Source organism: Jannaschia seosinensis (genome assembly GCF_001408515.1).
GTDB classification, from domain to species: domain Bacteria; phylum Pseudomonadota; class Alphaproteobacteria; order Rhodobacterales; family Rhodobacteraceae; genus Jannaschia; species Jannaschia seosinensis.
Map to the genome: position 1 here is coordinate 104,913 of NZ_CYPR01000055.1, position 23,640 is coordinate 128,552.

The window sequence follows — 23,640 nt, forward strand, 5'->3', positions numbered from 1 at the left end:
GACGCGACGGGGAATTACCCATGGGTAATTCCTGCAACCGGCTGAAACGGCGACATATTTTTTCAGAGACCCGCTTCGGCCGAGATCTGCGCGCGGGATTTTCGGGCGCGCTCCGTCGCCGATTTGAGCTGTCCGCAGGCGGCCATGATATCCTCGCCCCGCGGCGTGCGGATCGGCGAGGCATAACCCGCCTGCATCAGGATCGTCGCGAAGGCGCGGATGCGGTTGTTTGACGACCGCTTGTAGGGCGCGCCGGGCCATTCGTTGAACGGGATCAGGTTCACCTTGGCCGGGATCCCCTCGAGCAGCGCGACCAACCGGTGGGCATCGGCGTCGGTATCGTTCACGCCGTCGAGCATCACGTATTCGAATGTGATCCGCTCGCTGTTGGTGGCCTTGGGATATTCGCGCAGCGCGTCGAGAAGCGTGGCGATGTCCCAGCGTTTGTTGATCGGGACCAGAACGTCGCGCACGTCGTCGGTCGTGGCGTGGAAGGACACGGCCAGCAGGCAGCCGATCTCCTCAGCGGTGCGCGCGATCTCGGGCACCACGCCGGAGGTGGACAGCGTGATGCGGCGGCGGCCGAGCGCGATGCCCTCGCCGTCCATGACGATCCGCATCGCGTCGCGGACGTTCTCGAAATTGTAGAGCGGCTCGCCCATGCCCATCAGGACCACGTTGGACAAAAGCCGCCCCGTCGGATCGTTCGCGGCGCCCTTTTCGGGCCATTCGCCCAGATCGTCGCGCGCCAGCATCACCTGCCCGACGATCTCCGACGCCGTCAGGTTGCGGACCAGCTTCTGCGTGCCGGTATGGCAGAAGGAGCAGGTCAGGGTGCAGCCCACCTGGCTCGAGACGCAGAGCGTGCCGCGGCCTTCCTCAGGGATGTAGACCGTCTCGACCTCGTGACCGCCGGCGATGCGGAGGAGGTATTTGCGCGTGCCGTCTGCGGAAACCTGGCGGGTGACGACCTCCGGCAGGGCGATCGTGAAGTGCCGGGAGAGCGTGGCGCGGAACTCCTTCGACAGGTTCGTCATCGCGTCAAAATCGCGAACGCCCCAATGGTAGACCCATTGCCAGACCTGATTGACGCGCATCTTCGCCTGTTTCTCGGGCGTGCCGACGGCGATCAGCGCCTCGCGCAGCGCGTCGCGGGTCAGGCCGACGATGTTGCGACGGTCACCCTCGTTTTCCGCCTCTCGGCGGGGCACGGTCAGCATGTCGGGCGTGACGGGCGCGCGCATGGCTCTCTCCTGAAGCGGCAACAAGCGCCCCATATGGGGGCGCCCGTCGCGGAGTGCAAACCGCCTCAGCCGGTGCAGCGGGTTTCTGCGTCCTCGACGGCGGCGGTGAAGCCCAGAAGGCTGAACGTGTCCTCGGTCGTGGTGCCCCGCCCGGAGACGCCGGTCACGACGGCCTCGGCGCCCCGCTTCATGGCGGCGATGATGCGCGCGTCATCGTCGGGCGAGGCCGCCCAGGCCAGCTCTCCGTCGGTGAACAATTCGAACTTGTCGGACCCGATCTCGATCGTGACGCTGGAGCCGCTGGCATAGGGATAGCCGCCCGTCGCCGAGACCTCGCCGCGCTTGTCGGAGCCGGGCCAGTAGCTGACGAACAGGCGAATATCGCCGCGTTGCGCCGAGACCTCCCGTCCGTCGCGCAGGTTGCGGATGGACTTGGGCGCGGTCACGATCCAGCACTGGGTCGGGTTGTCCTCGATGAAGACGGACCAGTCGGTTTCGGTATTGACCCGGTTCGCACTCTCCTGCGCCGCGGCGGGAGAAACAGGTGCGAGCGCCATTGTCGCGGCCAGGATGAGCGGTCCGAACGCCTTGGGAATCATGTCTGCCTCTGTCGCTTCCGTGGACCGCCGCGCCGCCCGGTTGGTCCGGGCTGGTCTGCGTGGCGTGTCAGGTTGTGAAAAACTGCCTGTAGATGATAGCGCAGCGATGGGCAGGTCCGAAAGACCGCGTGGCGATTTTTCGCGCATAGGGAGTGCATGAGATGGGCAATGGGGACACGGGCGTCTCGGACGGTGCGGTCGATCTGGTCGCCGAGATCCGTGGCGATGCGGTGGAGTCGGTACATCGTGGCCATGTGGCGATCTGCGACGGGGCGGGCCAGGTTGTCGAGGCATGGGGCAATCCGTCGGTCCTGATCTATCCCCGCTCGTCGTGCAAGATGGTGCAGGCGCTGCCGCTTCTGGAATCCGGCGCGGGCGCGCGGCTGACGCAGGCGCAGCTCGCGCTAGCCTGCGCCTCGCATCAGGGCGCGGCGGAACATACGCAGGCGGTTGGGCGCTGGCTCGACGCGCTGGGGATGGGCGAGACGGATCTGCGCTGTGGGGCGCATATGCCCTATTCCGACGCGGCGAAGGCGGATTTGATCCGGGCGGGCGAAGGCCCTTGTCAGCTTCACAACAATTGCTCGGGCAAGCACGCGGGGTTCCTGATGCTGGCGCGGCATCTGAATGCGGGGCGGGAATATGTCGACCCCGACCACGCCGTTCAGCTGGCCGTGCGCCGCGCCTTCGAGGAGGTGACGGAGATGGAGAGCCCCGGCTTCGGCATTGACGGCTGCTCGGCTCCAAACTTCCGCACGCGACTGGATGCTCTGGCCGGGGCCATGGGCCGATTTGCCGCAGCGCGCACGGGCGGCGGCGTGCGGGCGGATGCGATGGTCCGGCTGCGCGAGGCGATGGCGGCGGAGCCGTTGCTGGTCGCCGGTGAGGGCCGGGCCTGTACCGATCTGATGGAGGCGATGGGCGGACAGGTTGCCGTCAAGACCGGCGCCGAAGCGGTCTATGTCGCTATCGTTCCGGAACTGGAGCGCGGCGTGGCGGTCAAGATCGTCGATGGCGGCGTCCGCGCGGCCGAAGCGGTGATTGCCAAGCTACTGGTGCGGCTCGGGGTTCTGGACGCAGGCGCGCCGGTGGCGCAGCGGCTGACCGAGGGGCCGTTCCGGAACTGTCGCGGCATCGTCACCGGACGCCGCGAGGTAATGCTGACCTGACGGGAGCGGGAGCAGGATCAGTTCAGGTCGAAGTGCAGCGGATAGACCCGCCCGTCGAATGCGCCGAACATGTCGCCCAGATCGGGATGCGTCACGGGCTCACCGGAGCGGTCGGGCACCAGATTCTGCTCCGAAACGTAGGCGACGTAGTAGCTCTCGTCGTTTTCGGCGAGCAGGTGATAGAACGGCTGATCCTTGCGCGGACGCGCGTCGCGCGGGATCGAATCGTACCATTCGTCGGTACTGGAAAACACGGCGTCGACATCGAAGATGACGCCGCGAAACGGGTGCTTCTTGTGACGCACGACTTCGCCGAGCGCGTATTTTGCGGAATTTTTCAGCATGTTTTGCCCCCTGCCAAAGGGCATACCTACCCCGCCTCCGAACCGGGTGTAAATCCGGCGGGCGCCAAATGAGAGGAAACATATTGTGAATTCAGCCTCGACAGTATGGCGGATCACGGCTTCGATCTTGCCGCTGGACCCGGCCGGTTTCCTCCGGGTGCAAAAGGCCGCCATTTGATCGGGGGACAGGCGCAGGAGTGATTGGCAGGCTGCCCCCGGATGGGTTAAGGTGGAAAAAAATCGGCAAGAACCGGGCAGTGAACATGAAACGATATCTGCAGATGGGTTGTCTGCTGCTTCTGGTCGCATGCGGCGGGGGCGGCGGAGACGGACAGGCGCCGCGCAACCTCAACGACGCCTGCTCCATTCTCGATCAGCGGCCGGGCTACCTGCGCGCGTTCCGTGCGGCGGAACGCAAGTGGGGTGTGCCGGTCCATGTCCAGATGGCGACGATCTATCAGGAATCGAAGTTTATCTCCGACGCCCGCACGCCGCTGCGCTACTCGCTCGGCGTAATTCCGATCGGTCGGCAAAGCAGTGCGTTCGGCTATTCCCAAGCGCTCGACGGCACCTGGAAGGAGTACCAGGAGCAGGCGGGCCGCCGTCGCTCCCGGCGCGACAATATCCGCGATGCCACGGATTTCATGGGCTGGTACATGTCCGGAACGTATCGCAGCCTCGGTATCCCGCTATGGGACGCGCGCAACCAGTACCTTGCCTATCATGACGGGCGGACCGGGTTTCGCCGCGGAACCTATAACGGCAAGCCGTGGCTCGTGCGGATCGCGGGCGAGATCGAGGCGCGAGCCGAGACCTACCGCGTGCAGCTTCAGCGCTGCTCCTGACGGATGAGCGCCTGGTAAATCGATTCGGCCAGCCCGGTCTGCCCGCTCCGGGCGACGGCCTCGGCCTGGGTCTGGCGCAGGAAACTGTCGAACTGGCTGTCGCCGCCGCCATCGGGCGATGAAATCCCGGTATCGGAGACGCGCAGCAACTCCGCGAACATGAACGCCTCGAGCTGAATGGCCTGTTCGCGCAGGGGATCCTCTTGGCGGGGCGCGGCCTGCACCGCGTTCGAGAACGTCGTAGGAGCTTCGATCATTGGTGGGTCCCTCGTTCGGTCGAGGGAGGAAGACCATACCGGAGTAAAGGAATCTGTAATGCCTGCTCTCTAGGAACAGGTAACGAGATGATTCCATCCGGAGGCTTCATGGCGCCCGACTTTCCGTTCGCCCTCTCCCCGACACCGGGCGGAGCCCGCAGCCCCGGATTGATGATGGGGCAAGACATCACCGGTGCCGCAAGGTTCGCCGCCCTTCTGGTGGCCCCGGCGGCGGCGGCTGCGCCAAAGCCTGTCGGCACCCCCAAAGTCGAGATCGTCGAGGATCCGCTTCCCGAAGGGCCGATTTCGAAGGCGCCGGAAGATGCCATTGCGGATCTGTTCATGGCCTTGGAGGGTGATACGCTTGCCAAGGTGTCTCCGACTGCGGGTGACGATCCGGAGCGAATGGCGGCCGAGGCGGGCGATTTTTCCGGATTGGAATCTGTGCCCGCCGCGCATTCTGCATCCGCCGCACCTTCCGCATCCGCCGCACCTTCCGCATCCGCGAAGCCTGCCACACCTGAGGTCGATTCCGTCTTTTCCGCAGCAGATCTGAACCTGAAGGCTGCGACAGGCGCAGGATCCGTCGATGCTGGTGAAGAGCCGAACCTCGCTGCGGGAGAGGACACACGGTTCGCCGTCACCGGGGAACAGGTGCGTAGCGCGAACGGCTCCGAACTTCGCTTGCCAGCGGTTGCTGCGGCAGGCGTGAACAAGCCGGCGATAGGCACAAAGAAGCAAAGCGAAGCCGGTCAGGGCTCCGGCGAAGCCCTTGGGATCGGGGACGGTCTTGCCCGACCGGCGGCAATCGTTTCGGGTCCGCAGGCCGGTCCGGAGCAGATCTTTGTGCCAGCGGCGGCACTTGCGGTCAGTTCACGCCATCCGGGCACGCTGCCGAGTTCTGAGGCCGGATCATCGGCTTTGCCGGCAGAGATGAGCAATGACGATGCGGACAAGGTCCAGACGCTCCTGCAAAAGGATCTGCCGCATCCGGTTCAGCCGCACGGAGTTGCCGTCGCGCCGGAAACATCCGCGTCTGCCGCGGAGATGGGTCGGATGACGATGGGACCAGTCGAGGCTCCTCCCTCCCAACCCGCGCCCGCATTGCAGCCCGCGCCGGTCCCCCTCCCCGATCTGCGCGCCGCGACCGCCGCGCAGGTCGAGGCCCTGATCCGGTCTTCGGAGGCCGCCGTGGCAACCACTCGCGCTGCCGACGGCGCGCTCTCGACGGAGATGGAGTTGTCGCCCGGAGATCTCGGCAAGCTGAAGCTGACGCTTCAGACCGGGGAGCGCGGACTCACGCTTTCGGTCATGGTCGAACGACCAGAGTCACTGGAAATCGTGCGGCGGCACCTTGAGGGTCTCAATCGTGCCCTGATCGCAGATGGGGTGAAACTCGAAGGGTTTGACATCCAGACGGGCGGGCGCGAAGCGCGTGGCGGCGAAGGTTGGTCGGGGGCCGATCGCGATTCCGCGTCTCAGCAGCGCCCCCCCTCGGGCCACACCCCGGAGAAGTCGGCCGATGCCAGCTCCGGAAATCCCGAGACAAGTACAAACGCCCCCCGCCCCACGCCCTTACAAAACGGTCATCTCGACCTGAGCCTCTAAGGAACCCAGAATGGACGCCTTAAATCCGACTTTCGGCACAACCTCCACCAGCGCAGCTTCCCGGGCTGCCGCCGATGGCGCAGTTGTCTCCTCCGATTTCGACACCTTTCTCAAGCTTCTGACAGCGCAGATCCGCAATCAGGATCCGCTCGAGCCAGCTGACTCGACCGAATACACGGCGCAGCTGGCGACCTTCTCCAACGTCGAGCAGGCGGTTCAGACCAACAATCTGCTGGAGCGCATGATCAGCCGTCTGGACGCGCAGCAGGTTACGGCGGCCTCCGATCTCGTGGGGATGGAGGTGCGCAACAACGGTCCCGTGGCCCATCTTGGTGGCAGCACCGTTTTCCACCCACAGCTGCATCCGGGCGCCGACCGTGCGGAGCTTGTGGTGACCGGCCGCGACGGCAAGGAGATTGCGCGCCATCCGTTCAATCCGCGCGCCGGAACGGTCGCGTGGCCTCCTGCGGGACAGGGCGCGACGGTTCCCAACGGGGCCTACACGATTGTCGCCGAAAGCTGGTCCGGGGAGCGGGCGCTGGAACCCACGCCGGTCGATCATTATGCCGTCGTCGAAGAGGTGGTCCTTGGGCAGTCGGGTACGGAACTCCTGCTCAGCGGGGATATGCGCCTGCCGATGGAGAAGCTGCAATCGGTACGCCGACCCGCGGGGTAAAGGTGTCGGCAGGGTTCATGGTCTATTCGTTGCGGACGCGCGGTGGGCCCTGCTCGCGGGCGGCATTGAACGGTGAAGGCGAACCGCGTCGCCGTTGCAACGCCCGCTGGGCCAGGTTGGAAGGAAAACGCGCGGTGGAAACCGATACGCTGTGATATCGGCCCGTCGATTCGCTGTTTCGGACCGGACCTCGTGCTGCCGGATTCCACCGGGCAGGAGGCGCCGGAAAGACATCGTCGCACCAAATGCGGTGAACGGCCCGGTCATGTCCATCTGCAACAGGCTGCGGGGGCAGCGCCTGTCAGACAGCGGATGCAATGACCGCAACGGCGGCGGCGGAAATCAGCCCCGCGACGAACCAGATGATATTGCTCTTCCTGTCGCGCGACACGCGGATGCGCACGTTCCGGTCGGGCCGGCGCAGGGCATCCTCGACGGCCTCGGGCAGGTGCGGACCGAAGCGCGCAAGTACGCGTGCCGTGCGGGCGAGATCGCGGGCGAAGGCGCGAGGGCCGAGATTGTTGCGGATGTAGCGTTCCACCTCCGGCCGGGCGGCGGTCCAGAGGTTCATGTGCGGATTCAACGTGCGGGCGACGCCCTCGACGACCACCATCGTCCGTTGCAGCAGGATCAGTTCCGTCCGCGTCTCCATTCCGAACCGCTCCGTCACCTCGAAGAGATAGGCGAGCAATCTCCCCATCGAGATGCGGGAGGCGTCCATCCCGAAGATCGGCTCGCCCACGGAGCGCAGGGCCTGCGCGAAGAGATCGATGTCGCGGTCGCGCGGCACGTAGCCCGCCTCGAAATGAACCTCGGCGACGCGGCGGTAATCCTTGCGGATGAAGCCCATGAGAATCTCGGCATAGACCCGGCGGGTATATTCATCGAGCCGTCCCATGATCCCGAAATCGAGGGCGACGATGTCCCCGTTCGGCGCGACCTTCAGGTTGCCCTGGTGCATGTCGGCGTGAAAATAGCCGTCGCGCAAAGCGTGGCGCAGGAACATGGCGATTACCCGCTCGGCCAGCTTGGCCCGGTCGTGGCCAGCGGCGTCGATGGCGGCGAGATCGGCCATCTGCACGCCCTCTTCCCAATCGAGCGTCATCACCGCGCGCCCCGACAGCGCCCAATCCACGCGCGGTACGCGGAAGCCCTCGTCGCGCGCCGTGTTGGCCGCGAATTCGCCCGCCGCCGCCGCTTCGGAGCGAAGGTCCAACTCCTGCCGGACGGTCATGTCGAAATGCTCGATCACATCCATCGGCCGCAACCGGCGGGCGGAGGATGACAACAGCTCGATCAGGCGGGCGGCGAAATAGAACGCGTCGATGTCGCGCCGGAAGGCTCGCGCGATGCCGGGCCGTAGCACCTTCACCGCCACCTTCCGCCCGTCACCCACGAGCCGCGCCTGGTGAACCTGCGCGATGGAGGCGGCAGCGATGGGTTCGGAAAATTCCGAGAACATGGCTTCGATCGGCATCTCGAGATCGGCCTCGACCATCGCGCGCGCTTGCGCAGTCGGAAACGGCGGCAGCTTGTCTTGGAGCACACGCAGCTGCAGCGCCAGATCGTCCCCCACGAAGTCGGGCCGCGTCGACAGGATTTGGCCCAGCTTGATGTAGGACGGCCCCAGCGCCGTGATCGCGCGCGTCACCGGCGGCAAATCCGGATCGCCCCGATAGCCCAGCCAGCGGAACGGAGCCCCGAGCAGACGCGCCGCGACGCGCAATCCGCCGGGCGCGCGCATCTGGTCGAGCACGACATCCATCGCGCCCGTCCGCTCGAACGTGGCGGCGGTGCGGATCAGGCGCAGGAGATTGTGCGGACCGCGCACCTAGATCTTCCAGCCAGAATGCAGCGCGGCGATGCCGAAGGAAAGGTTGCGGTAGCGCACGTTGCCGAAGCCCGCATCGACGATCATCCCCGCGAACCGGTCCTGATCGGGGAAGTTCCGGATCGACTCCACGAGGTACTGATACGAGTCGCGGTCCCCCGCGATCGCCTGACCCATCCGGGGAATGATGTTGAAGGAATACAGGTCATAGACGCGCTGCATCAGCGGGTTCGGGATCTGCGAGAATTCCAGCACCATCAGCCGTCCGCCGGGGCGCAGCACGCGATGCGCCTCGCGCAGGGCATCGGGGATCCGGGTCACGTTCCGAATGCCGAAGCTGATCGTGTAGGCGTCGAAGCTGTTATCCTCGAACGGCAGCGCCATCGCGTCGCCCACAACCCAGTCGAGACGGTCGACCAGATTTTGCGCTTCGGCCCGGCGCCGCCCGGCGACGAGCATCGGCTCGGTCATGTCGAGAACGGTCGCATGCGCGTCGGGCGCGCGTTCGAGAAAACGGAAGGCCACGTCGCCGGTTCCGCCCGCCACGTCCAGAAGCCGCTGACCGGCGCGGGGCGCGAGCCAGTCGAGCATCGCGTCCTTCCACAGCCGGTGGATGCCCAGCGACATCGCGTCGTTCATCACGTCGTATTTCGATGCAACGCTGGAGAAGACGCCGTGGACACGGCCTGCCTTCTCTTCCTCCGGCACGGTTTCGTAGCCGAAATGCGTGGTGCGTCCGCTCTCTTGCGTCATGACGGTGGGATCCTCATCTGTCGGGGTGACTTATAGGGCCCGCGCGCCCGCCTGCAACGAAGGGCCGCATGCCAGAGCTTCCCGAAGTCGAGACCGTCCGCCGCGGCCTTGCGCCCGCGCTCGAGGGCGCAAGGCTCACGCATGTGGACATACGCCGCCCCGATCTGCGCTGGCCGTTCCCGCCGGACATGGCCGCGCGGCTCACAGGTGCGACGATCCGCGCATTGGGGCGGCGGTCGAAATACCTGCTGGCGCATCTGGATACGGGCGAGACGCTGATCGTGCATCTGGGCATGTCGGGCCGCATGGTGGTGGACGATGTCGCGCAGCCGGGCGCGTTTCACCGCGAGGCGGGCTGGTTGTCGGCGCATGATCACGTCGTGCTTCGGACGGCGCATCATCGCGTCACGTTCAACGATGCCCGCCGGTTCGGCGCGATGGACCTCTGGCCCACCGACGATCTGGAGAATCACTGGCTGATCGCCAAGCTGGGGCCGGAGCCTCTGGGCAACGGGTTTCACGGCGATCATCTGGTCGCCGCCTTCCGGGGTCGCAACACGCCGGTCAAATCGGCGCTTCTCGATCAGCGGATCGTGGCGGGGCTGGGTAACATCTATGTCTGCGAGGCGCTGCACCGGGCCGGAATCGCCCCCACGCGCAAGGCGGGACGGATCGCGGCGCACCGGGTCGCGGGCCTGGTCCCGGTGATCCGCGACGTCCTCGGGGAGGCGATCGCGGCGGGGGGCTCGAGCCTGCGCGACCACCGGCAGGCGGATGGAACGCTGGGTTATTTTCAGCATGGTTTCCGCGTCTACGACCGCGAGGGGCGTCCCTGTCCGACCGATGGCTGCGGCGGCACGATCCGGCGTATCGTGCAATCCGGGCGCTCGACCTTTCATTGTCCGGCCTGCCAACGGTAGAATCCGCTTTGCGCCACGCCATGACGGGCTTGAAACGACGGCTTTTTGCGGTCAGGCGTGGGCATCCGGTTGGACCTGCGAGGTGAGTTATGGGCTACGAGACACTCAACAGCGAAGTGAGCAACCACATCGCCGTGATCCGGCTGGACCGGCCGGACGCGATGAACGCGCTGAGCACGCAGCTTCTGGGTGAGCTGGCACGTGCGCTGCGCGCCGCTCAGGACAACGACAAGGTCCGCTGCATCGTGATTGCCGGTTCGGAGAAGGCTTTCGCCGCCGGTGCCGATATCAAGGAGATGTCGGAGAAGTCCTTCGCAGACGTCTTCATGGGCGATCTCTTCGGTCCGGAAGTCGACGTGATGTTGCGCATTCGCAAGCCGATCATCGCCGCGGTGGGGGGCTATGCGCTGGGCGGGGGATGCGAGTTGGCGATGATGTGCGACTTCATCATCGCGGCCGACACCGCGAAGTTCGGACAGCCCGAGGTCAATCTCGGCGTCGTCGCCGGCATCGGGGGCACGCAGCGCCTGACCCGCGCCGTGGGCAAGGCCAAGTCGATGGACATGCACCTGACGGGCCGCTTCATGTCCGCCGAAGAGGCCGAGCGCGCGGGCCTCGTCAGCCGCGTCGTGCCTGGCAAGAAGCTGATGGACGAGACGTTGGCGGCGGCCGGCAAGATCGCCGAGAAATCGATGGTGACCGTGACGGCGATCAAGGAGGCCGTGAACCAGAGCCAGGAGATGTCGCTCAGCCAGGGCCTGCTGTTCGAGAAGCGCATGTTCCACGCGCTGTTCAACACCGAGGACCGCGCGGAGGGGATGAAGGCCTTTCTGGAGAAGCGCGAGCCGCAGTTCCGCGACCGCTAGGCCTGCGATCCGACCCTAACGGAGAGCGGCGGCGCGGCCCGCCCGGCTTGACCGTCGCCGGCCCCTCGTCTAGAGGCCGCCCATCATGCGTGTGAGGCCCGCTTTGGCCGGAAGTCGGGTGGCCTTTGCCGCCCTGGCCCTGCGGTTTCCCGCGCGCGACGTCATTCGCATACGCTACGAGGAAATCCCATGGCCAATACCCCCCAAGCCAAGAAGCGCGCCCGCCAGAACGAGCGCCGGTTTGCTGTCAACAAGGCGCGCCGCTCGCGCATCCGCACCTATCTCCGCCGCGTCGAGGAGGCCATCGCCTCGGGCGATCAGGCCGCGGCCGCCGAAGCGCTGAAGGTCGCGCAGCCGGAGCTGATGCGTGGCGTCACCAAAGGCGTCTTCCACAAGAACACCGCCTCGCGGAAGGTCTCCCGCCTGTCCGCCCGCGTGAAGGCGATCGGCGCCTGAGCGGCCGATTCCCGCACATCCTGTCCGGGCGGCTGCAAGATCGCCCGGCCACAGGTCAAGAGATTCGAGAGCCCGCCATTGGCGGGCTTTTTTGTTCATATGGAACAGGGCCTTGATGGGGTGTGTGAAGATTCTGTGCCACGCCCCCGCGAGTCAAGATCGAAGAGTCGTTGAGACCCCCCTGCCCCCCCGCTATCTCATCTCAACGAGCGAGTCAGATCGCTTCGAAAAATGGGGACATCGATGATGACGGCGGATGCGCCGCGTATTTCCGAGGTTGGACCTCGGGACGCGTGGAAGATATTGTCAGACGACAGGTCTGCCGTCCTGGTCGACGTCCGGACCCGGCCCGAATGGGGATTCGTCGGCGGACCGGACGTGAGCACGCTGGGCAAGGAGGTCGTTCGTCGTGAATGGCAGACCTGGCCCGACATGACCCCAGACCCGGACTTCGCCCGGGCGCTGATGGACGAGATCGGGGAACTTCCCTCCCGCCTTCTGTTCATCTGCCGCTCCGGAGCACGTTCGATGCGGGCCGCCGAGGCCGTCGCGACCGTCCTTTCTGCCGAGGGCCGGTCTGCGGAATGCATCAACGTCGCGGAAGGGTTCGAAGGCGATCTCGACCCACTCGGTCACCGGGGGGGCCTGAACGGATGGAAGGCCCATGGTCTGGCTTGGCGCCAGACCTAAAACGCAACGAGAATATCGGGTAGGGCCGAAGACATGAGTATGGACGCATGGGAAACCGCCAAGGGCGGCATTCGCAAGGACGTGGGCACCCACAATTACACCACCTGGATCGAGCCGCTCTCGTTCCGGTCGCTCGATGAGGGGACACTGAGCCTCGCTTCGCCGACGGAGTTCATCGGCAAATGGGTGATGCAGAACTTCGAGGAGCCGATCCTGCGCCATGTCGGCGCGACGGGTATGTCGGCCGCGCGCCTCGTCTGCGCCGCCGGCGCCCGCGCCATGCCGGCCGCGGTGCGCGCCACGCCCGACGAGACCGCCCCCCGCGCCCGCCTGCGCCAGGAGAACACGCTCGACAAGCGGTTCAACTTCGACAGTTTCGTCGTCGGCAAGTCCAACGAGATGGCCCATGCCGCCGCCCGTCGTGTGGCCTCCGGCGGGGCGGTCAGCTTCAATCCCCTGTTCCTCCACAGCCGTGTGGGGCTTGGAAAGACGCACCTGATGCAGGCCATTGCCTGGGAATTGCAGGAGACCCAGCCCGAGAAGAAGGTCATGTACCTGTCGGCCGAGCAGTTCATGTACCGCTTCGTGCAGTCGCTGCGCGAGAAGGCGACGATGGATTTCAAGGAGCTGTTCCGCACCGTGGACGTGCTTCTGGTGGACGACGTGCAGTTCATCTCCGGCAAGAACAACACGCAGGAGGAGTTCTTCCACACGTTCAACGCGCTGGTCGATCAGGGCAAGCAGGTCGTCATCTCGGCCGACCGCTCGCCGGCCGAAATCTCCGACGTGGAGGAGCGGATCACCTCGCGGCTCCAGCAGGGTCTGGTCGTCGACCTGCACCCCGCAGATTACGAACTGCGTCTCGGGGTGCTGCAGCAGCGCGTCGACGGCTTTGCCGCACAGAATCCGGAATTCGAGATCGCCGACGGTGTGCTCGAATTCCTCGCCAGCCGGATCACCGCGTCGATCCGGGTGCTTGAGGGCGCGGTCATGCGGCTCTTTGCCTATGCCGACCTCGTCAAGCAGGAAGTCACGCTGGAGCAGGCGCAGGATGTCCTGAGCGACCTGCTGCGTGCTTCGGAGCGCAAGCTGACCATCGAGCAGATCATGAAGGTGACCTGCGAGCATTATGCGCTGCGGATGTCGGACATGACCTCCGCCCGCCGGTCGCGGACCGTGGCGCGGCCGCGGCAGATGGCGATGTTCCTGGCCAAGAAGCTGACCCCCCGCTCCTATCCCGAGATCGGGCGGAAATTCGGCGGGCGCGATCACACGACGGTGCTCTATGCCGTGCGCAAGATCGAGGAGCTGATGGCTAGCGAGCCGCAGATCGCCGAGGATGCGCAATTGCTGCAGCGCAAGCTCGAAGGGTAAGTGACGGGCCGGATTTCGAGCCGGGAGACCGGTTCCGGCGAACGCGGACAGGGCGTGGCGACAACCAGACATTGCACACGGTTCGGACGCCGCTATTCTGCGCGCCCGGACAGGCGAGGACCAGAAGATGAAATTCTCCATCGAGCGCGCTGCGCTTCTTGACGCCGTAAGCCAGGCGCAGGCCGTGGTCGAACGTCGGAACACGATCCCGATCCTCGCCAACGTATTGATGAAGGCCGATGGCGACGGCGTCAGCTTCAAGGCCACCGACCTCGATATCGAGGTGATCGACACGGCCGTGGCGCAGGTCGAGCAGGCGGGCGGCACGACGGTTTCCGCGGTCCTGTTCCACGAGATCGTGCGAAAGCTTCCCGATGGCGCACTGGTACAGCTGCGCGAGGATCAGGCGCAGGGCCGTCTGGAGGTCACGGCGGGTCGGTCGCACTTCTCGCTGGCGACGCTGGACGAGCAGGATTTCCCCGTCATGGCCTCGTCGGATTACGCGGCGAACTTCTCGTGCAAGGGCTCGGTGCTGCGCAGGCTCTTCGACAAGACGCGCTTCGCCATCTCGACGGAGGAGACGCGCTACTACCTCAACGGCGTGTACATGCATGTGGCAGAAACCGGTGACGGCCAGATGCTGCGCGCGGTGGCGACGGACGGGCACAGGCTCGCCCGCGTGGATGCGCCCCTGCCCAAGGACGCCGAGGGGATGCCCGGGGTGATCGTGCCGCGCAAGACGGTCGATCAGGTCCGCAAGCTTCTGTCCGACGACGACGCCGAGATCGCCGTCTCGGTCAGCGAGACGAAGATCCGGTTCGCCACGCCCGCCATCACGCTGACCTCCAAGGTCATCGACGGAACCTTCCCCGATTACGCCCGCGTCATCCCCTCGGGCAACACGCGCGAGATGAAGGTGGATGCCGCCGATTTCGCCAAGGCGGTGGACCGGGTCGCGACGGTGTCCTCGGAGCGGTCGCGGGCCGTGAAGCTGAGCCTCGACGAGGACCGGCTGACGCTGTCGGTCAATGCGCCGGATTCGGGCGCGGCGGAGGAGGAGCTGGCCGTCGCCTATAGCGACGAGAAGCTCGAGATCGGCTTCAACGCCAAGTACCTGCAGGAGATCGCCGCGCAGGTCGACCGCGAGAATGCCGTGTTCCTGTTCAACGATGCGGGCGACCCGACGCTGATGCGCGAGGGCGACGACCAGAGCGCCATCTACGTCGTCATGCCGATGCGTGTCTGAGGGGGGCGGCGCCGACCGGGTCGGCGCGCTCGCGCTCTCGCATTTCCGCTCCCACCGCCGCACGCGGCTGACCTTCGACGGCCGGCCTGTGGCGATTCACGGCCCGAACGGGGCGGGCAAGACGAACCTTCTCGAAGCGGTCTCGCTCCTGTCGCCCGGCCGGGGCATGCGGCGCGCCGCCGCCGAGGAGATCATCCGCCGCCCGGAGGCGATCGGCTGGCGGATTGCGGCCGCGATCCGGGACCACGAGATCGAGTTGCGCGCCGAGCCGGGCCAGCCCCGCACCACACGGATCGACGGGAAAGCCGCCCCGCAGGTGGCGCTGGCCCGCCTGCTGCGCGTGTTATGGCTGGTGCCATCGATGGACCGGCTCTGGCTGGAGGGTGCGGAAGGCCGGCGGCGGTTTCTCGACCGGGTGACGCTGAGCTTCCTGCCCGATCATGCGGAGGGGGTGCTGGCCTACGAGAAGGCGATGCGGGACCGCAACCGGCTTCTGAAGGACGGGGTGCGCGATCCGCATTGGTACGAGGCGCTGGAGGTGCAGATGGCCACCCACGGCGCGGCGATCGATGCCCGGCGGCGCGACGCGCTGACCCGGCTCGAAGCCGCGCAGGAGGAGGGCGGGCCGTTTCCGACCGCCGCGCTCGCCCTCACCCGCCCGGAGGAGGACGGGGTGACGGGCGCCGCGCTGGACGAGGCCGCTCTGCGCGATGCGCTTGCCGGCTCACGCGGACGCGACATGGCGGCCGGGCGCACCTTGGTCGGACCGCATCGCGCCGACCTCGCCGGCACTTACGCGGCAAAGGGGATCGAGGCGCGGCTCTGCTCCACCGGGGAACAGAAGGCGCTGCTGATCTCGCTCATCCTCGCCAATGCCCGTGCGCTGCGCGCCGAGACGGAGTCCGCGCCGGTCCTGCTTCTCGACGAGGTGGCCGCGCACCTGGACGCCGATCGCCGCGCCGCGCTCTATTCGGAGTTGCGGATGCTCGGCGCACAGGCGTTTCTGACGGGAACTGAGCCGGATTTGTTCGCAGAGCTGGGGGCGAATGCCCTGCACCTGTGCGTCACGGAAAATGACGGCGAGAGCCATACGGAGGAGGTCGCACCATGACACCGAACCGCATCAATCTTGTCACGCTCGGGGTCCGGGATGTCGCGGCGGCGCGCGCCTTTTACGAATGCCTCGGCTGGAAGGCGGAGGACAGCCCGCCGACGGTCGCCTTCTTCGACTGCGGATCATTCAAGTTCGGATTGTTCGGACACGACGACCTCGCGGCCGAAATGGGCCGTCCGCCCGAGGATCTCGGCCGGGGCGCGGTGACGCTGGCCGTCAACTGGCCCTCCGAGGCGGCCGTCGATACCGCCTTCGCGCGCGCCCTGCAAGCCGGGGCGACGGAGATCCGGGCGCCGCGCCGGATGGATTGGGGCGGCCATTCCGGCTACTGGAGCGACCCGGACGGCCATGTCTGGGAATACGCGTTCAACCCGTTCTGGAAGCTTGATCCGGAGGGGCGCCTCGCGACATCCTGAAGACCCCAAATCTTGTGCGATTTCCGTGACAATCCCGGTCGGAGACCATATATTTAGCGGGATTGAACGGGAAAAACGCGACATGGCCGAAGAGCAGAAGATCCCCCAGGAATACGGGGCGGATTCCATCAAGGTTCTCAAAGGGTTGGAGGCCGTTCGCAAGCGGCCCGGCATGTATATCGGCGACACCGATGACGGGTCCGGTCTGCACCACATGGTCTACGAGGTCGTTGATAACGGAATCGACGAGGCGCTGGCGGGTCATGCCACCGAGGTGAGCGTGCGGATTCACGCCGATTCCAGCGTCTCGGTGAAGGATAACGGCCGCGGCATTCCGGTGGGCATCCACGAGGAGGAAGGCGTCTCGGCGGCCGAGGTCATCATGACCCAGCTTCATGCCGGCGGGAAGTTCGACCAGAACAGCTACAAGGTGTCCGGAGGCCTGCACGGCGTGGGCGTTTCGGTCGTCAACGCGTTGTCGGACTGGCTGGAACTGCGCATCTGGCGCGACGGCAAGGAGCATGTCGCACGGTTCGAGCATGGCGACACGGTGCAGCATCTGGAGGTGGTCGGCGATACCGATGAGACCGGGACCGAGGTCCGGTTCATGGCCTCGACGCAGACGTTTTCGAACCTCGACTACAACTTCGGCACGCTTGAGAAGCGCCTGCGCGAACTGGCCTTCCTCAATAGCGGCGTCCGCATCGTTCTGGAGGATGAGCGTCCGGCCGAGAAGCTGCGTGTCGAGATGTTCTACGAAGGCGGCGTGCGGGAGTTCGTGCGCTACGTCGATCGCTCCAAGACCCCGGTCATGGACGAGCCGATCTACATGGAGGGCGAGCGCGACGGTATCGGCGTCGAGGTCGCGATGTGGTGGAATGACAGCTACAACGAAATGGTGCTGCCGTTCACGAACAACATCCCGCAGCGCGACGGCGGCTCCCATCTGGCGGGCCTGCGCGGGGCGCTGACGCGGACGATCAATCTCTACGCGCAATCCTCGGGCATCGCCAGAAAGGAGAAGATCAGCTTTACCGGCGACGATGCGCGCGAGGGGCTGACCTGCGTTCTTTCGGTGAAGGTTCCCGATCCGAAATTCTCCAGTCAGACGAAGGACAAGCTCGTCTCCTCGGAGGTGCGCCCGGCGGTCGAGAACCTTGTCAACGAGAAGCTCAGCGAGTGGTTCGAGGAGAACCCGCAGAAGGCAAAGCAGATCGTCGGCAAGATCATCGAAGCGGCCTTCGCCCGCGAGGCGGCCCGCAAGGCGCGGGAAATGACGCGCCGCAAGACGGCGATGGACGTCGCCTCTCTGCCCGGCAAGCTGGCCGATTGTCAGGAGAAGGATGCGTCCAAGGCGGAACTCTTCCTCGTGGAGGGCGACAGCGCCGGCGGCTCGGCCAAGCAGGGCCGCGCGCGTCAGAACCAGGCTGTTCTGCCCCTGCGCGGCAAGATCCTGAACGTGGAGCGCGCCCGTTTCGATCGCATGCTGTCGAGCCAGGAGATCGGCACGCTCATCACCGCGATGGGGACCGGCATCGGGCGCGACGAGTTCAATCTGTCCAAGCTGCGCTACCACAAGATCGTCATCATGACCGATGCGGATGTGGACGGTGCGCATATCCGGACGCTGCTGCTGACGTTCTTCTATCGCCAGATGCCGCAGATCATCGAGGGCGGGCATCTCTATATCGCGCAGCCGCCGCTCTACAAGGTGGGGCGCGGCCGGTCGGAGGTCTACCTGAAGGACCAGACGGCGCTGGAAGATTACCTGATCGCGCAAGGCACCGAGGGCGCCACCCTGGCCTTGCCCTCGGGTGAGGAAATCGCGGGCCGCGATCTCGACCGCGTGGTGCAGGCCGCGCGCCACTTCAAGCGCATCCTCGACGCCTTCCCCACGCATTACCCGCGCCACGTGCTCGAACAGGCGGCGCTGGCCGGGGCGTTCGAGGCGGAAGGCCTGTCGGACCTGCAGGGCGTGGCCGACGCGGTCGCGGGCCGTCTCGACCAGGTCGCGGCGGAATATGAGCGCGGCTGGCAAGGCCGGATCACGCAGGATCACGGCATCCGCCTTGCACGCGTTCTGCGCGGTGTGGAAGAAGTACGCACCCTCGACGGTGCGGTCCTGCGTTCGGGCGAGGCGCGCAAGTTGGCGCAGGTCGCCGGCGAGACGCGCAACGTCTATCAGGATCCGGCGAAACTCACCCGCAAGGACCGGGAGAACATCGTTCACGGACCGACCGATCTTCTGGACGCGATTCTCACCGAGGGGGAGAAAGGCCTCGCGCTTCAGCGCTACAAGGGTCTGGGGGAGATGAACCCCGCCCAGCTCTGGGAGACGACGCTCGATCCGGAGGCGCGGACCCTCCTGCAGGTGAAGGTGGACGATGTGGCCGAGGCCGACGACGTTTTCACCAAGCTCATGGGCGATGTCGTGGAGCCGCGCCGCGAGTTCATTCAGGAGAACGCCCTGAGCGTCGAAAATCTCGACTTCTGAACCTGTGTAGGATCGCGTGTAATCGTGCGCGAAACCCATAAGTTTGCGCGATTTGCCTAAAGTCATCACACTACACGACTCCGCAGGGCTTTTGAGAACGGCGGTGCAAAAGTCTGCCACGGTAGCGGCGGGATGAGCCTGCTGCGGGCGGCGTAAAAGTCGTCCACCTTTACCCTCTCTGGCGGCAGGGAGGGCGGGAGGATTTTCACCGTGGATTTGTATCGTAAGGTGCGATTGGCCTGTGCGGAGGGCATGAGCCAGCGGGCGGCGGCGCATCACTTCGGGATTTCGCGCGACAGCGTTCAGAAGATGTTGGCGTTCTCGATTCCTCCAGGATACCGGCGAACGGCGCCCGTGAAGCGGCCGAAGCTGGACGGGTTCACCGGGATCATCGACGGCTGGCTGGATGGCGATCGCGAGGTCCATCGCAAGCAGCGGCACACGGCGAAGCGGTTGTTCGAACGGCTCCGCGATGAGCATGGTTTCACCGGCGGCTATACGATCGTGAAGGACTACATGCGGGAGCGCGAGCGGCGCGGCCGAGAGATGTTCGTGCCGCTGGCGCATCCGCCCGGTCATGCCCAGGCCGACTTTGGCGAGGCGGTGGTCATCATCGACGGCGTCGAGCAGAAGGCGCATTTCTTCGTCATGGACCTGCCGCACAGCGATGCCTGCTTTGTGCGCGCTTATCCCGCGGCGACAGCGGAAGCCTGGATTGATGGCCACGTCCACGCCTTCGCGTTCTTTGGCAAGGTGCCCGCATCGGTCCTCTACGACAACGACCGCTGTCTGGTTGCGAAGATCCTGCCGGACGGGACGCGTCAGCGGGCCACGCTCTTCAGCGGGTTCCTGTCGCATTACCTGTTCCGCGACCGCTACGGGCGGCCCGGAAAGGGCAACGACAAGGGCAACGCGGAAGGGCTGGTCGGCTATTCCCGCCGCAACTTCATGGTGCCGATCCCGCGGGTCGCAACCTGGGACGCGTTCAACGCCCATCTGGAGGAGCAGTGCCGCAGGCGCCAAGCAGATGTCCTGCGGGGCCAGTCCGAGACGATCGGTCAACGTCTCGCGCGGGACCTGGCCGCGATGGCCGACCTGCCGGCCGCGCCATTCGACGCCTGCGATCAGACCACCGGACGGGTCAGCTCCCAAGCGCTGGTGCGCTACAAGACCAACGATTATTCCGTGCCGGTTGCTTACGGCCACCGCGACGTCTGGATCAGGGGCTATGTCGATCAGGTCGTTATCGGCTGCGGTGGTGAAGTCATCGCACGCCATCCCCGCTGCTACGGTCGCGAGGACATGGTCTTTGATCCAATGCATTACCTGCCGCTAATCGAGCGCAAGATCAACGCTTTGGATCAGGCAGCACCTCTGGCGGAATGGGACTTGCCGCCGGAGTTTGCGACCCTGCGCCGCCTGATGGAAGCGCGGATGATCAAGGCGGGACGCCGCGAGTATGTCCAGGTTCTGCGCCTTCTGGAGACCTTCGACATCGTCGATCTCCATGCCGCCGTGAAGAAGGCCCTGCAACTGGGCGCGGTCGGCTTCGATGCGGTCAAGCACCTCGTTCTCTGTCAGGTCGAGAGGCGGCCGCCGAAGCTCGACCTCGACGTCTACCCCTACCTGCCGCGTGCCGATGTCGCGACCACCTCGGCGGCCAGCTACATGTCTCTGCTGTCGGAGGATGCGGCATGACCGACACCCCGAAGATCCTGCTCGCGGAGCATCTGAAGACGTTGAAGCTGCCTACCTTGCCTCGCGGGAGTATGAAAAGCTCGCCCGCCAGTGCGCCGCCGAGGGGCTGGATCATGTCCAGTTCCTGGCGCGTCTGGTCGAGCTGGAACTGATCGACCGCGAGCGGCGAATGATCGAGCGCCGCATCAAGGCCGCGAAGTTCCCGGCCACCAAGAGCCTGGACAGCTTCGAGTTCAAGGCAATCCCGAAGCTCAACAAGATGCAGGTGCTGGAGCTTGCCCGGTGTGAGTGGATAAATCGGCGCGAGAACGTCATCGCCCTCGGCCCGAGCGGCACGGGCAAGACCCATGTTGCCCTCGGGTTGGGGTTGGCCGCCTGCCAGAAAGGGCTGTCGGTCAGCTTCACCACCGCCGCGACCCTAGTCAACGAGCTGATGGAGGCGCGCGACGAGCGCCGTCTGCTCCGCCTGCAAAAGCAGCAGGCCGCCGTCAAGCTGCTCATCATCGACGAACTGGGCTTCGTGCCGCTGAGCAAGACCGGCGCAGAGCTCTTGTTCGAGCTGATCTCGCAGCGCTATGAGCGCGGCTCCACGATGATCACCAGCAACCTGCCGTTCGACGAATGGACCGAAACCTTCGGCACCGAACGCCTGACCGGCGCACTGCTCGACAGGCTGACACACCACGTCAACATCCTCGAGATGAACGGCGACAGCTATCGGCTCGGCCAAAGCCGCGCCCGAAAGGCCCAAGCCAGAACCTGATCACCCGCCACAGGATTGGCCCTGCGGGCCAATGCGCCATGGCACGCGCCAGCTATGCGGCAAGCGCGCGCGCCATGGCGCTTGGCGCCCTGTCGCTGGCCTGGTTTTGCGCCGCCGCGTGGCCGGTTTTTACTCCGCCGTTGACAGGCGGCCAATGAGTTCACAGACAGGACAACGCGGCCAGACGAACTCTGGCAGACCGACTTCACCTATCTCAAGGTCTTGGGGGGGGCTGGTTTTACCTCAGCACCATTCTCGACGATTACAGCCGATACATCATCGCCTGGAAGCTCTGCACGACGATGAAGGCCGAGGACGTGACCGCCACGCTCGACCTGGCCTTGAAAGCTTCGGGCTGTGACTGCGCGACCGCCGTCGCCAAACCAAGGCTGCTCAGCGACAACGGATCGTCTTACATCGCCGGGGACTTGGCCGATTATCTCAAGGACGAGGGCATGGACCACGTCCGCAGTGCGCCATACCACCCGCAGACCCAGGGCAAGATCGAACGGTGGCACCAGACCATGAAGAACCGCGTGCTACTCGAGCATTACTTCCTGCCCGGGGATCTTGAACGCCAGATCGGCGCATTCGTCAAACACTACAACACCCGCCGGTACCATGAGAGCCTCGGAAACCTGACGCCGGCCGACGTCTACTACGTCCGGAGTGACCAAATCTTGGAACAGCGAGAGGAGATCAAACTAAAAACCATGCTCACCCGGCGCTTGCGCCACGAAACTGAAAACGCATAACATCAATCAGCGGTGAGCCAGAGCCTCCAGTCTGGAAAACGCTCAAGCGTCCCAAATTGTCTGACGACGGACACGTGCCCCATCTTACAGGCGGCCTTCTGGTTTACCCCAGCAGCCGCGCAATAACGACCGAGGGGATGCCCTTGCTCGATGTAAGCACCAAGAACATCGCCTAGAGCGTGTTGCGACTTTCCCGATTCAGGATTCCCTGTTGGCTTGATCTGTGATTCCCTGCCTGCAGACAGGTGGGAGGGATGAGAATGGGCAGACCACATCCTACGGCACTCCGAGAGCGCGTTGTGGCGTTTGTGGAGGAAGGGAACTCGCACCGCGCAACCGCCGCGCGGTTCCGAGTTTCGGTGAAGTTCGTCAACGACATGGTGATCCTGAAGCGCGAGACGGGCGGGTTGGCCCCGCGCGCCCAAGGCAATGGTGGGGGTCATGGCAAACTGGTTGGCGTGCAGGACTGGATTACCGCGCGGATGGACGCGAAGCCCGATCTGACACTGAACGACCTGGTCGGGGAACTGGCAGATCACCACGGGATCGCCATTCACCGCGTCTCGGTCTGGAGGTTTCTGCGCAGTCTTGGGCTGACACACAAAAAAAGACCTGCAAGCCGTCGAGAAAAAGCGGCCTGAGATCCGGCAGGCGCGCCATATCTGGATCACACGGCGCCAACCGTTCATGCGCAACGCATTGACGCGCATCGGTTTCATCGACGAGACGTCACTGAAGACGAACATGGCCAAGACCACCGGATGGTCCCCGAAAGGCGCACGCCTTGTCGACCATGCACCCTTCGGCCACTGGAACACCCAGACCTTCATCGCAGCCCTGCGCCACGACCGGCTGGATGCGCCCTGGGTGATTGACGGCGCCATGAACCGCGAGCTGTTCGAGCTCTACGTCGAGACCCAACTGGCCCCGACACTGCGACCAGGCGACGTGATCATTCTCGACAACCTGTCATCGCACAAGAGCCCCAAAGCAGCGGCGACCATGAAAGCCGTCGGTGCATGGTTCTTGTTCTTGCCTCCCTACAGCCCGGATCTGAACCCCATCGAGATGGCGTTCGCGAAGCTCAAGGCCCTGATCCGGAGAGCCGCCGCCCGCACCTATGAAGCTCTATGGCAAGCCGTCGGGAAGGTCTGCGATCTCTTCACCGAGGCGGAATGCTACAACTTCTTCAAGGCCGCTGGATATGAAACCGATTAGACGCAACACGCTCTAGTCAACGAGCTGATGGAGGCGCGCGACGAGCGCCGTCTGCTCCGCCTGCAAAAGCAGCAGGCCGCCGTCAAGCTGCTCATCATCAACGAACTGGGCTTCGTGCCGCTGAGCAAGACCGGCGCAGAGCTCTTGTTCGAGCTGATCTCGCAGCGCTATGAGCGCGGCTCCACGATGATCACCAGCAACCTGCCGTTCGACGAATGGACCGAAACCTTCGGCACCGAACGCCTGACCGGCGCACTGCTCGACAGGCTGACACACCACGTCAACATCCTCGAGATGAACGGCG

The 23,640-nt window shown here is 65.2% G+C and carries 21 protein-coding genes and 3 pseudogenes; 18 read left to right on the plus strand and 6 right to left on the minus strand.

Annotation, left to right across the window (positions count from 1 at the left end; translation table 11 throughout):
- Positions 1–62 precede the first annotated feature (62 nt).
- Complete coding sequence (gene rlmN, locus JSE7799_RS05155) at positions 63–1,244, minus strand: dual-specificity RNA methyltransferase RlmN (RefSeq protein WP_055662669.1); 1,182 nt, start codon at positions 1,242–1,244, stop codon at positions 63–65.
- Between the two features lie 65 nt (positions 1,245–1,309).
- Entirely contained in the window at positions 1,310–1,843 is a 534-nt protein-coding gene (locus JSE7799_RS05160) for an invasion associated locus B family protein (RefSeq protein WP_055662670.1), read from the minus strand.
- A 161-nt stretch (positions 1,844–2,004) separates the two neighbouring features.
- On the opposite strand from JSE7799_RS05160, the gene JSE7799_RS05165 reads away from it, so the two are divergent.
- Positions 2,005–3,012 carry an asparaginase gene (locus JSE7799_RS05165; protein WP_055662671.1) on the plus strand — a complete coding sequence of 336 codons (1,008 nt, stop codon included), beginning with the start codon at positions 2,005–2,007 and terminating at the stop codon, positions 3,010–3,012.
- 17 nt (positions 3,013–3,029) lie between these two features.
- Here the strand turns inward: JSE7799_RS05165 and hspQ are convergent, their stop codons facing one another.
- Positions 3,030–3,356: a heat shock protein HspQ gene (gene hspQ / locus JSE7799_RS05170; RefSeq protein ID WP_055662672.1), complete on the minus strand. Its 327-nt coding sequence runs from the start codon at positions 3,354–3,356 to the stop codon at positions 3,030–3,032.
- A gap of 263 nt (positions 3,357–3,619) precedes the next feature.
- Between hspQ and JSE7799_RS05175 the strand changes: the two genes are divergently transcribed.
- Positions 3,620–4,201 carry a transglycosylase SLT domain-containing protein gene (locus JSE7799_RS05175; RefSeq protein WP_055662690.1) on the plus strand — a complete coding sequence of 194 codons (582 nt, stop codon included), beginning with the start codon at positions 3,620–3,622 and terminating at the stop codon, positions 4,199–4,201.
- On the opposite strand, the gene JSE7799_RS05180 is transcribed toward JSE7799_RS05175, so the two are convergent.
- A complete protein-coding gene (locus JSE7799_RS05180) occupies positions 4,186–4,458 on the minus strand; it encodes a hypothetical protein (RefSeq protein ID WP_055662673.1) in 273 nt (90 codons plus the stop codon). The two genes, JSE7799_RS05175 and JSE7799_RS05180, sit on opposite strands and share 16 nt — an antisense overlap.
- Before the next feature lie 108 nt (positions 4,459–4,566).
- Between JSE7799_RS05180 and fliK the strand changes: the two genes are divergently transcribed.
- A complete protein-coding gene (gene fliK, locus JSE7799_RS20905; RefSeq protein ID WP_186201843.1) occupies positions 4,567–6,066 on the plus strand; it encodes a flagellar hook-length control protein FliK in 1,500 nt (499 codons plus the stop codon).
- Positions 6,067–6,076: 10 nt separating this feature from the next.
- Entirely contained in the window at positions 6,077–6,742 is a 666-nt protein-coding gene (locus tag JSE7799_RS05190) for a flagellar hook capping FlgD N-terminal domain-containing protein (RefSeq protein ID WP_055662675.1), read from the plus strand.
- A 301-nt stretch (positions 6,743–7,043) separates the two neighbouring features.
- Here JSE7799_RS05190 and ubiB read toward each other — a convergent pair whose 3' ends face one another.
- Entirely contained in the window at positions 7,044–8,573 is a 1,530-nt protein-coding gene (gene ubiB / locus JSE7799_RS05195) for a 2-polyprenylphenol 6-hydroxylase (RefSeq protein WP_055662676.1), read from the minus strand.
- A complete protein-coding gene (gene ubiE, locus JSE7799_RS05200; RefSeq protein WP_055662677.1) occupies positions 8,574–9,326 on the minus strand; it encodes a bifunctional demethylmenaquinone methyltransferase/2-methoxy-6-polyprenyl-1,4-benzoquinol methylase UbiE in 753 nt (250 codons plus the stop codon).
- A 68-nt stretch (positions 9,327–9,394) separates the two neighbouring features.
- On the opposite strand from ubiE, the gene mutM reads away from it, so the two are divergent.
- The 14 genes and pseudogenes from mutM to JSE7799_RS05275 form a co-directional block, all read left to right on the plus strand.
- Entirely contained in the window at positions 9,395–10,246 is an 852-nt protein-coding gene (gene mutM, locus JSE7799_RS05205; RefSeq protein ID WP_055662678.1) for a bifunctional DNA-formamidopyrimidine glycosylase/DNA-(apurinic or apyrimidinic site) lyase, read from the plus strand.
- 89 nt (positions 10,247–10,335) lie between these two features.
- Entirely contained in the window at positions 10,336–11,112 is a 777-nt protein-coding gene (locus JSE7799_RS05210; protein WP_055662679.1) for an enoyl-CoA hydratase-related protein, read from the plus strand.
- Positions 11,113–11,301: 189 nt separating this feature from the next.
- On the plus strand, positions 11,302–11,568 hold the full coding sequence (gene rpsT / locus JSE7799_RS05215) for a 30S ribosomal protein S20 (protein WP_055662680.1): 267 nt from the start codon (positions 11,302–11,304) through the stop codon (positions 11,566–11,568).
- Positions 11,569–11,799: 231 nt separating this feature from the next.
- On the plus strand, positions 11,800–12,258 hold the full coding sequence (locus tag JSE7799_RS05220) for a rhodanese-like domain-containing protein (protein WP_245624804.1): 459 nt from the start codon (positions 11,800–11,802) through the stop codon (positions 12,256–12,258).
- Between the two features lie 33 nt (positions 12,259–12,291).
- Positions 12,292–13,632, plus strand: a complete 1,341-nt coding sequence (gene dnaA / locus JSE7799_RS05225) for a chromosomal replication initiator protein DnaA (RefSeq protein WP_055662681.1) — start codon at positions 12,292–12,294, stop codon at positions 13,630–13,632.
- 127 nt (positions 13,633–13,759) lie between these two features.
- Positions 13,760–14,878, plus strand: a complete 1,119-nt coding sequence (gene dnaN, locus JSE7799_RS05230; protein WP_055662682.1) for a DNA polymerase III subunit beta — start codon at positions 13,760–13,762, stop codon at positions 14,876–14,878.
- Complete coding sequence (gene recF / locus JSE7799_RS05235) at positions 14,871–15,989, plus strand: DNA replication/repair protein RecF (RefSeq protein ID WP_055662683.1); 1,119 nt, start codon at positions 14,871–14,873, stop codon at positions 15,987–15,989. The genes dnaN and recF overlap by 8 nt, the downstream gene beginning before the upstream one ends.
- Entirely contained in the window at positions 15,986–16,408 is a 423-nt protein-coding gene (locus tag JSE7799_RS05240; RefSeq protein WP_055662684.1) for a VOC family protein, read from the plus strand. Before recF ends, JSE7799_RS05240 begins: the two co-directional genes overlap by 4 nt.
- An 82-nt stretch (positions 16,409–16,490) precedes the next feature.
- Positions 16,491–18,902 (plus strand): DNA topoisomerase (ATP-hydrolyzing) subunit B, encoded by a 2,412-nt coding sequence (gene gyrB / locus JSE7799_RS05245; protein WP_055662685.1) that lies wholly within the window; start codon positions 16,491–16,493, stop codon positions 18,900–18,902.
- A gap of 210 nt (positions 18,903–19,112) precedes the next feature.
- The gene (gene istA / locus JSE7799_RS05250) at positions 19,113–20,600 is read left to right on the plus strand and encodes an IS21 family transposase (RefSeq protein ID WP_144431565.1); all 1,488 of its coding nucleotides are present in this window, start codon (positions 19,113–19,115) and stop codon (positions 20,598–20,600) included.
- Positions 20,597–21,363, plus strand: a pseudogene (istB, locus tag JSE7799_RS05255) (IS21-like element helper ATPase IstB). The gene istA and the pseudogene istB overlap by 4 nt, the downstream one beginning before the upstream one ends.
- A 144-nt stretch (positions 21,364–21,507) precedes the next feature.
- Positions 21,508–22,118, plus strand: a pseudogene (locus tag JSE7799_RS05260) (transposase); the annotation flags it as partial.
- A gap of 260 nt (positions 22,119–22,378) precedes the next feature.
- A protein-coding gene (locus JSE7799_RS19560; protein WP_222101706.1) for an IS630 family transposase occupies positions 22,379–23,336 on the plus strand; the annotation gives its coding sequence in 2 pieces (ribosomal slippage) (positions 22,379–22,720 and positions 22,722–23,336; 957 coding nt in all).
- Positions 23,337–23,640: pseudogene (locus JSE7799_RS05275) on the plus strand (ATP-binding protein); the annotation flags it as partial.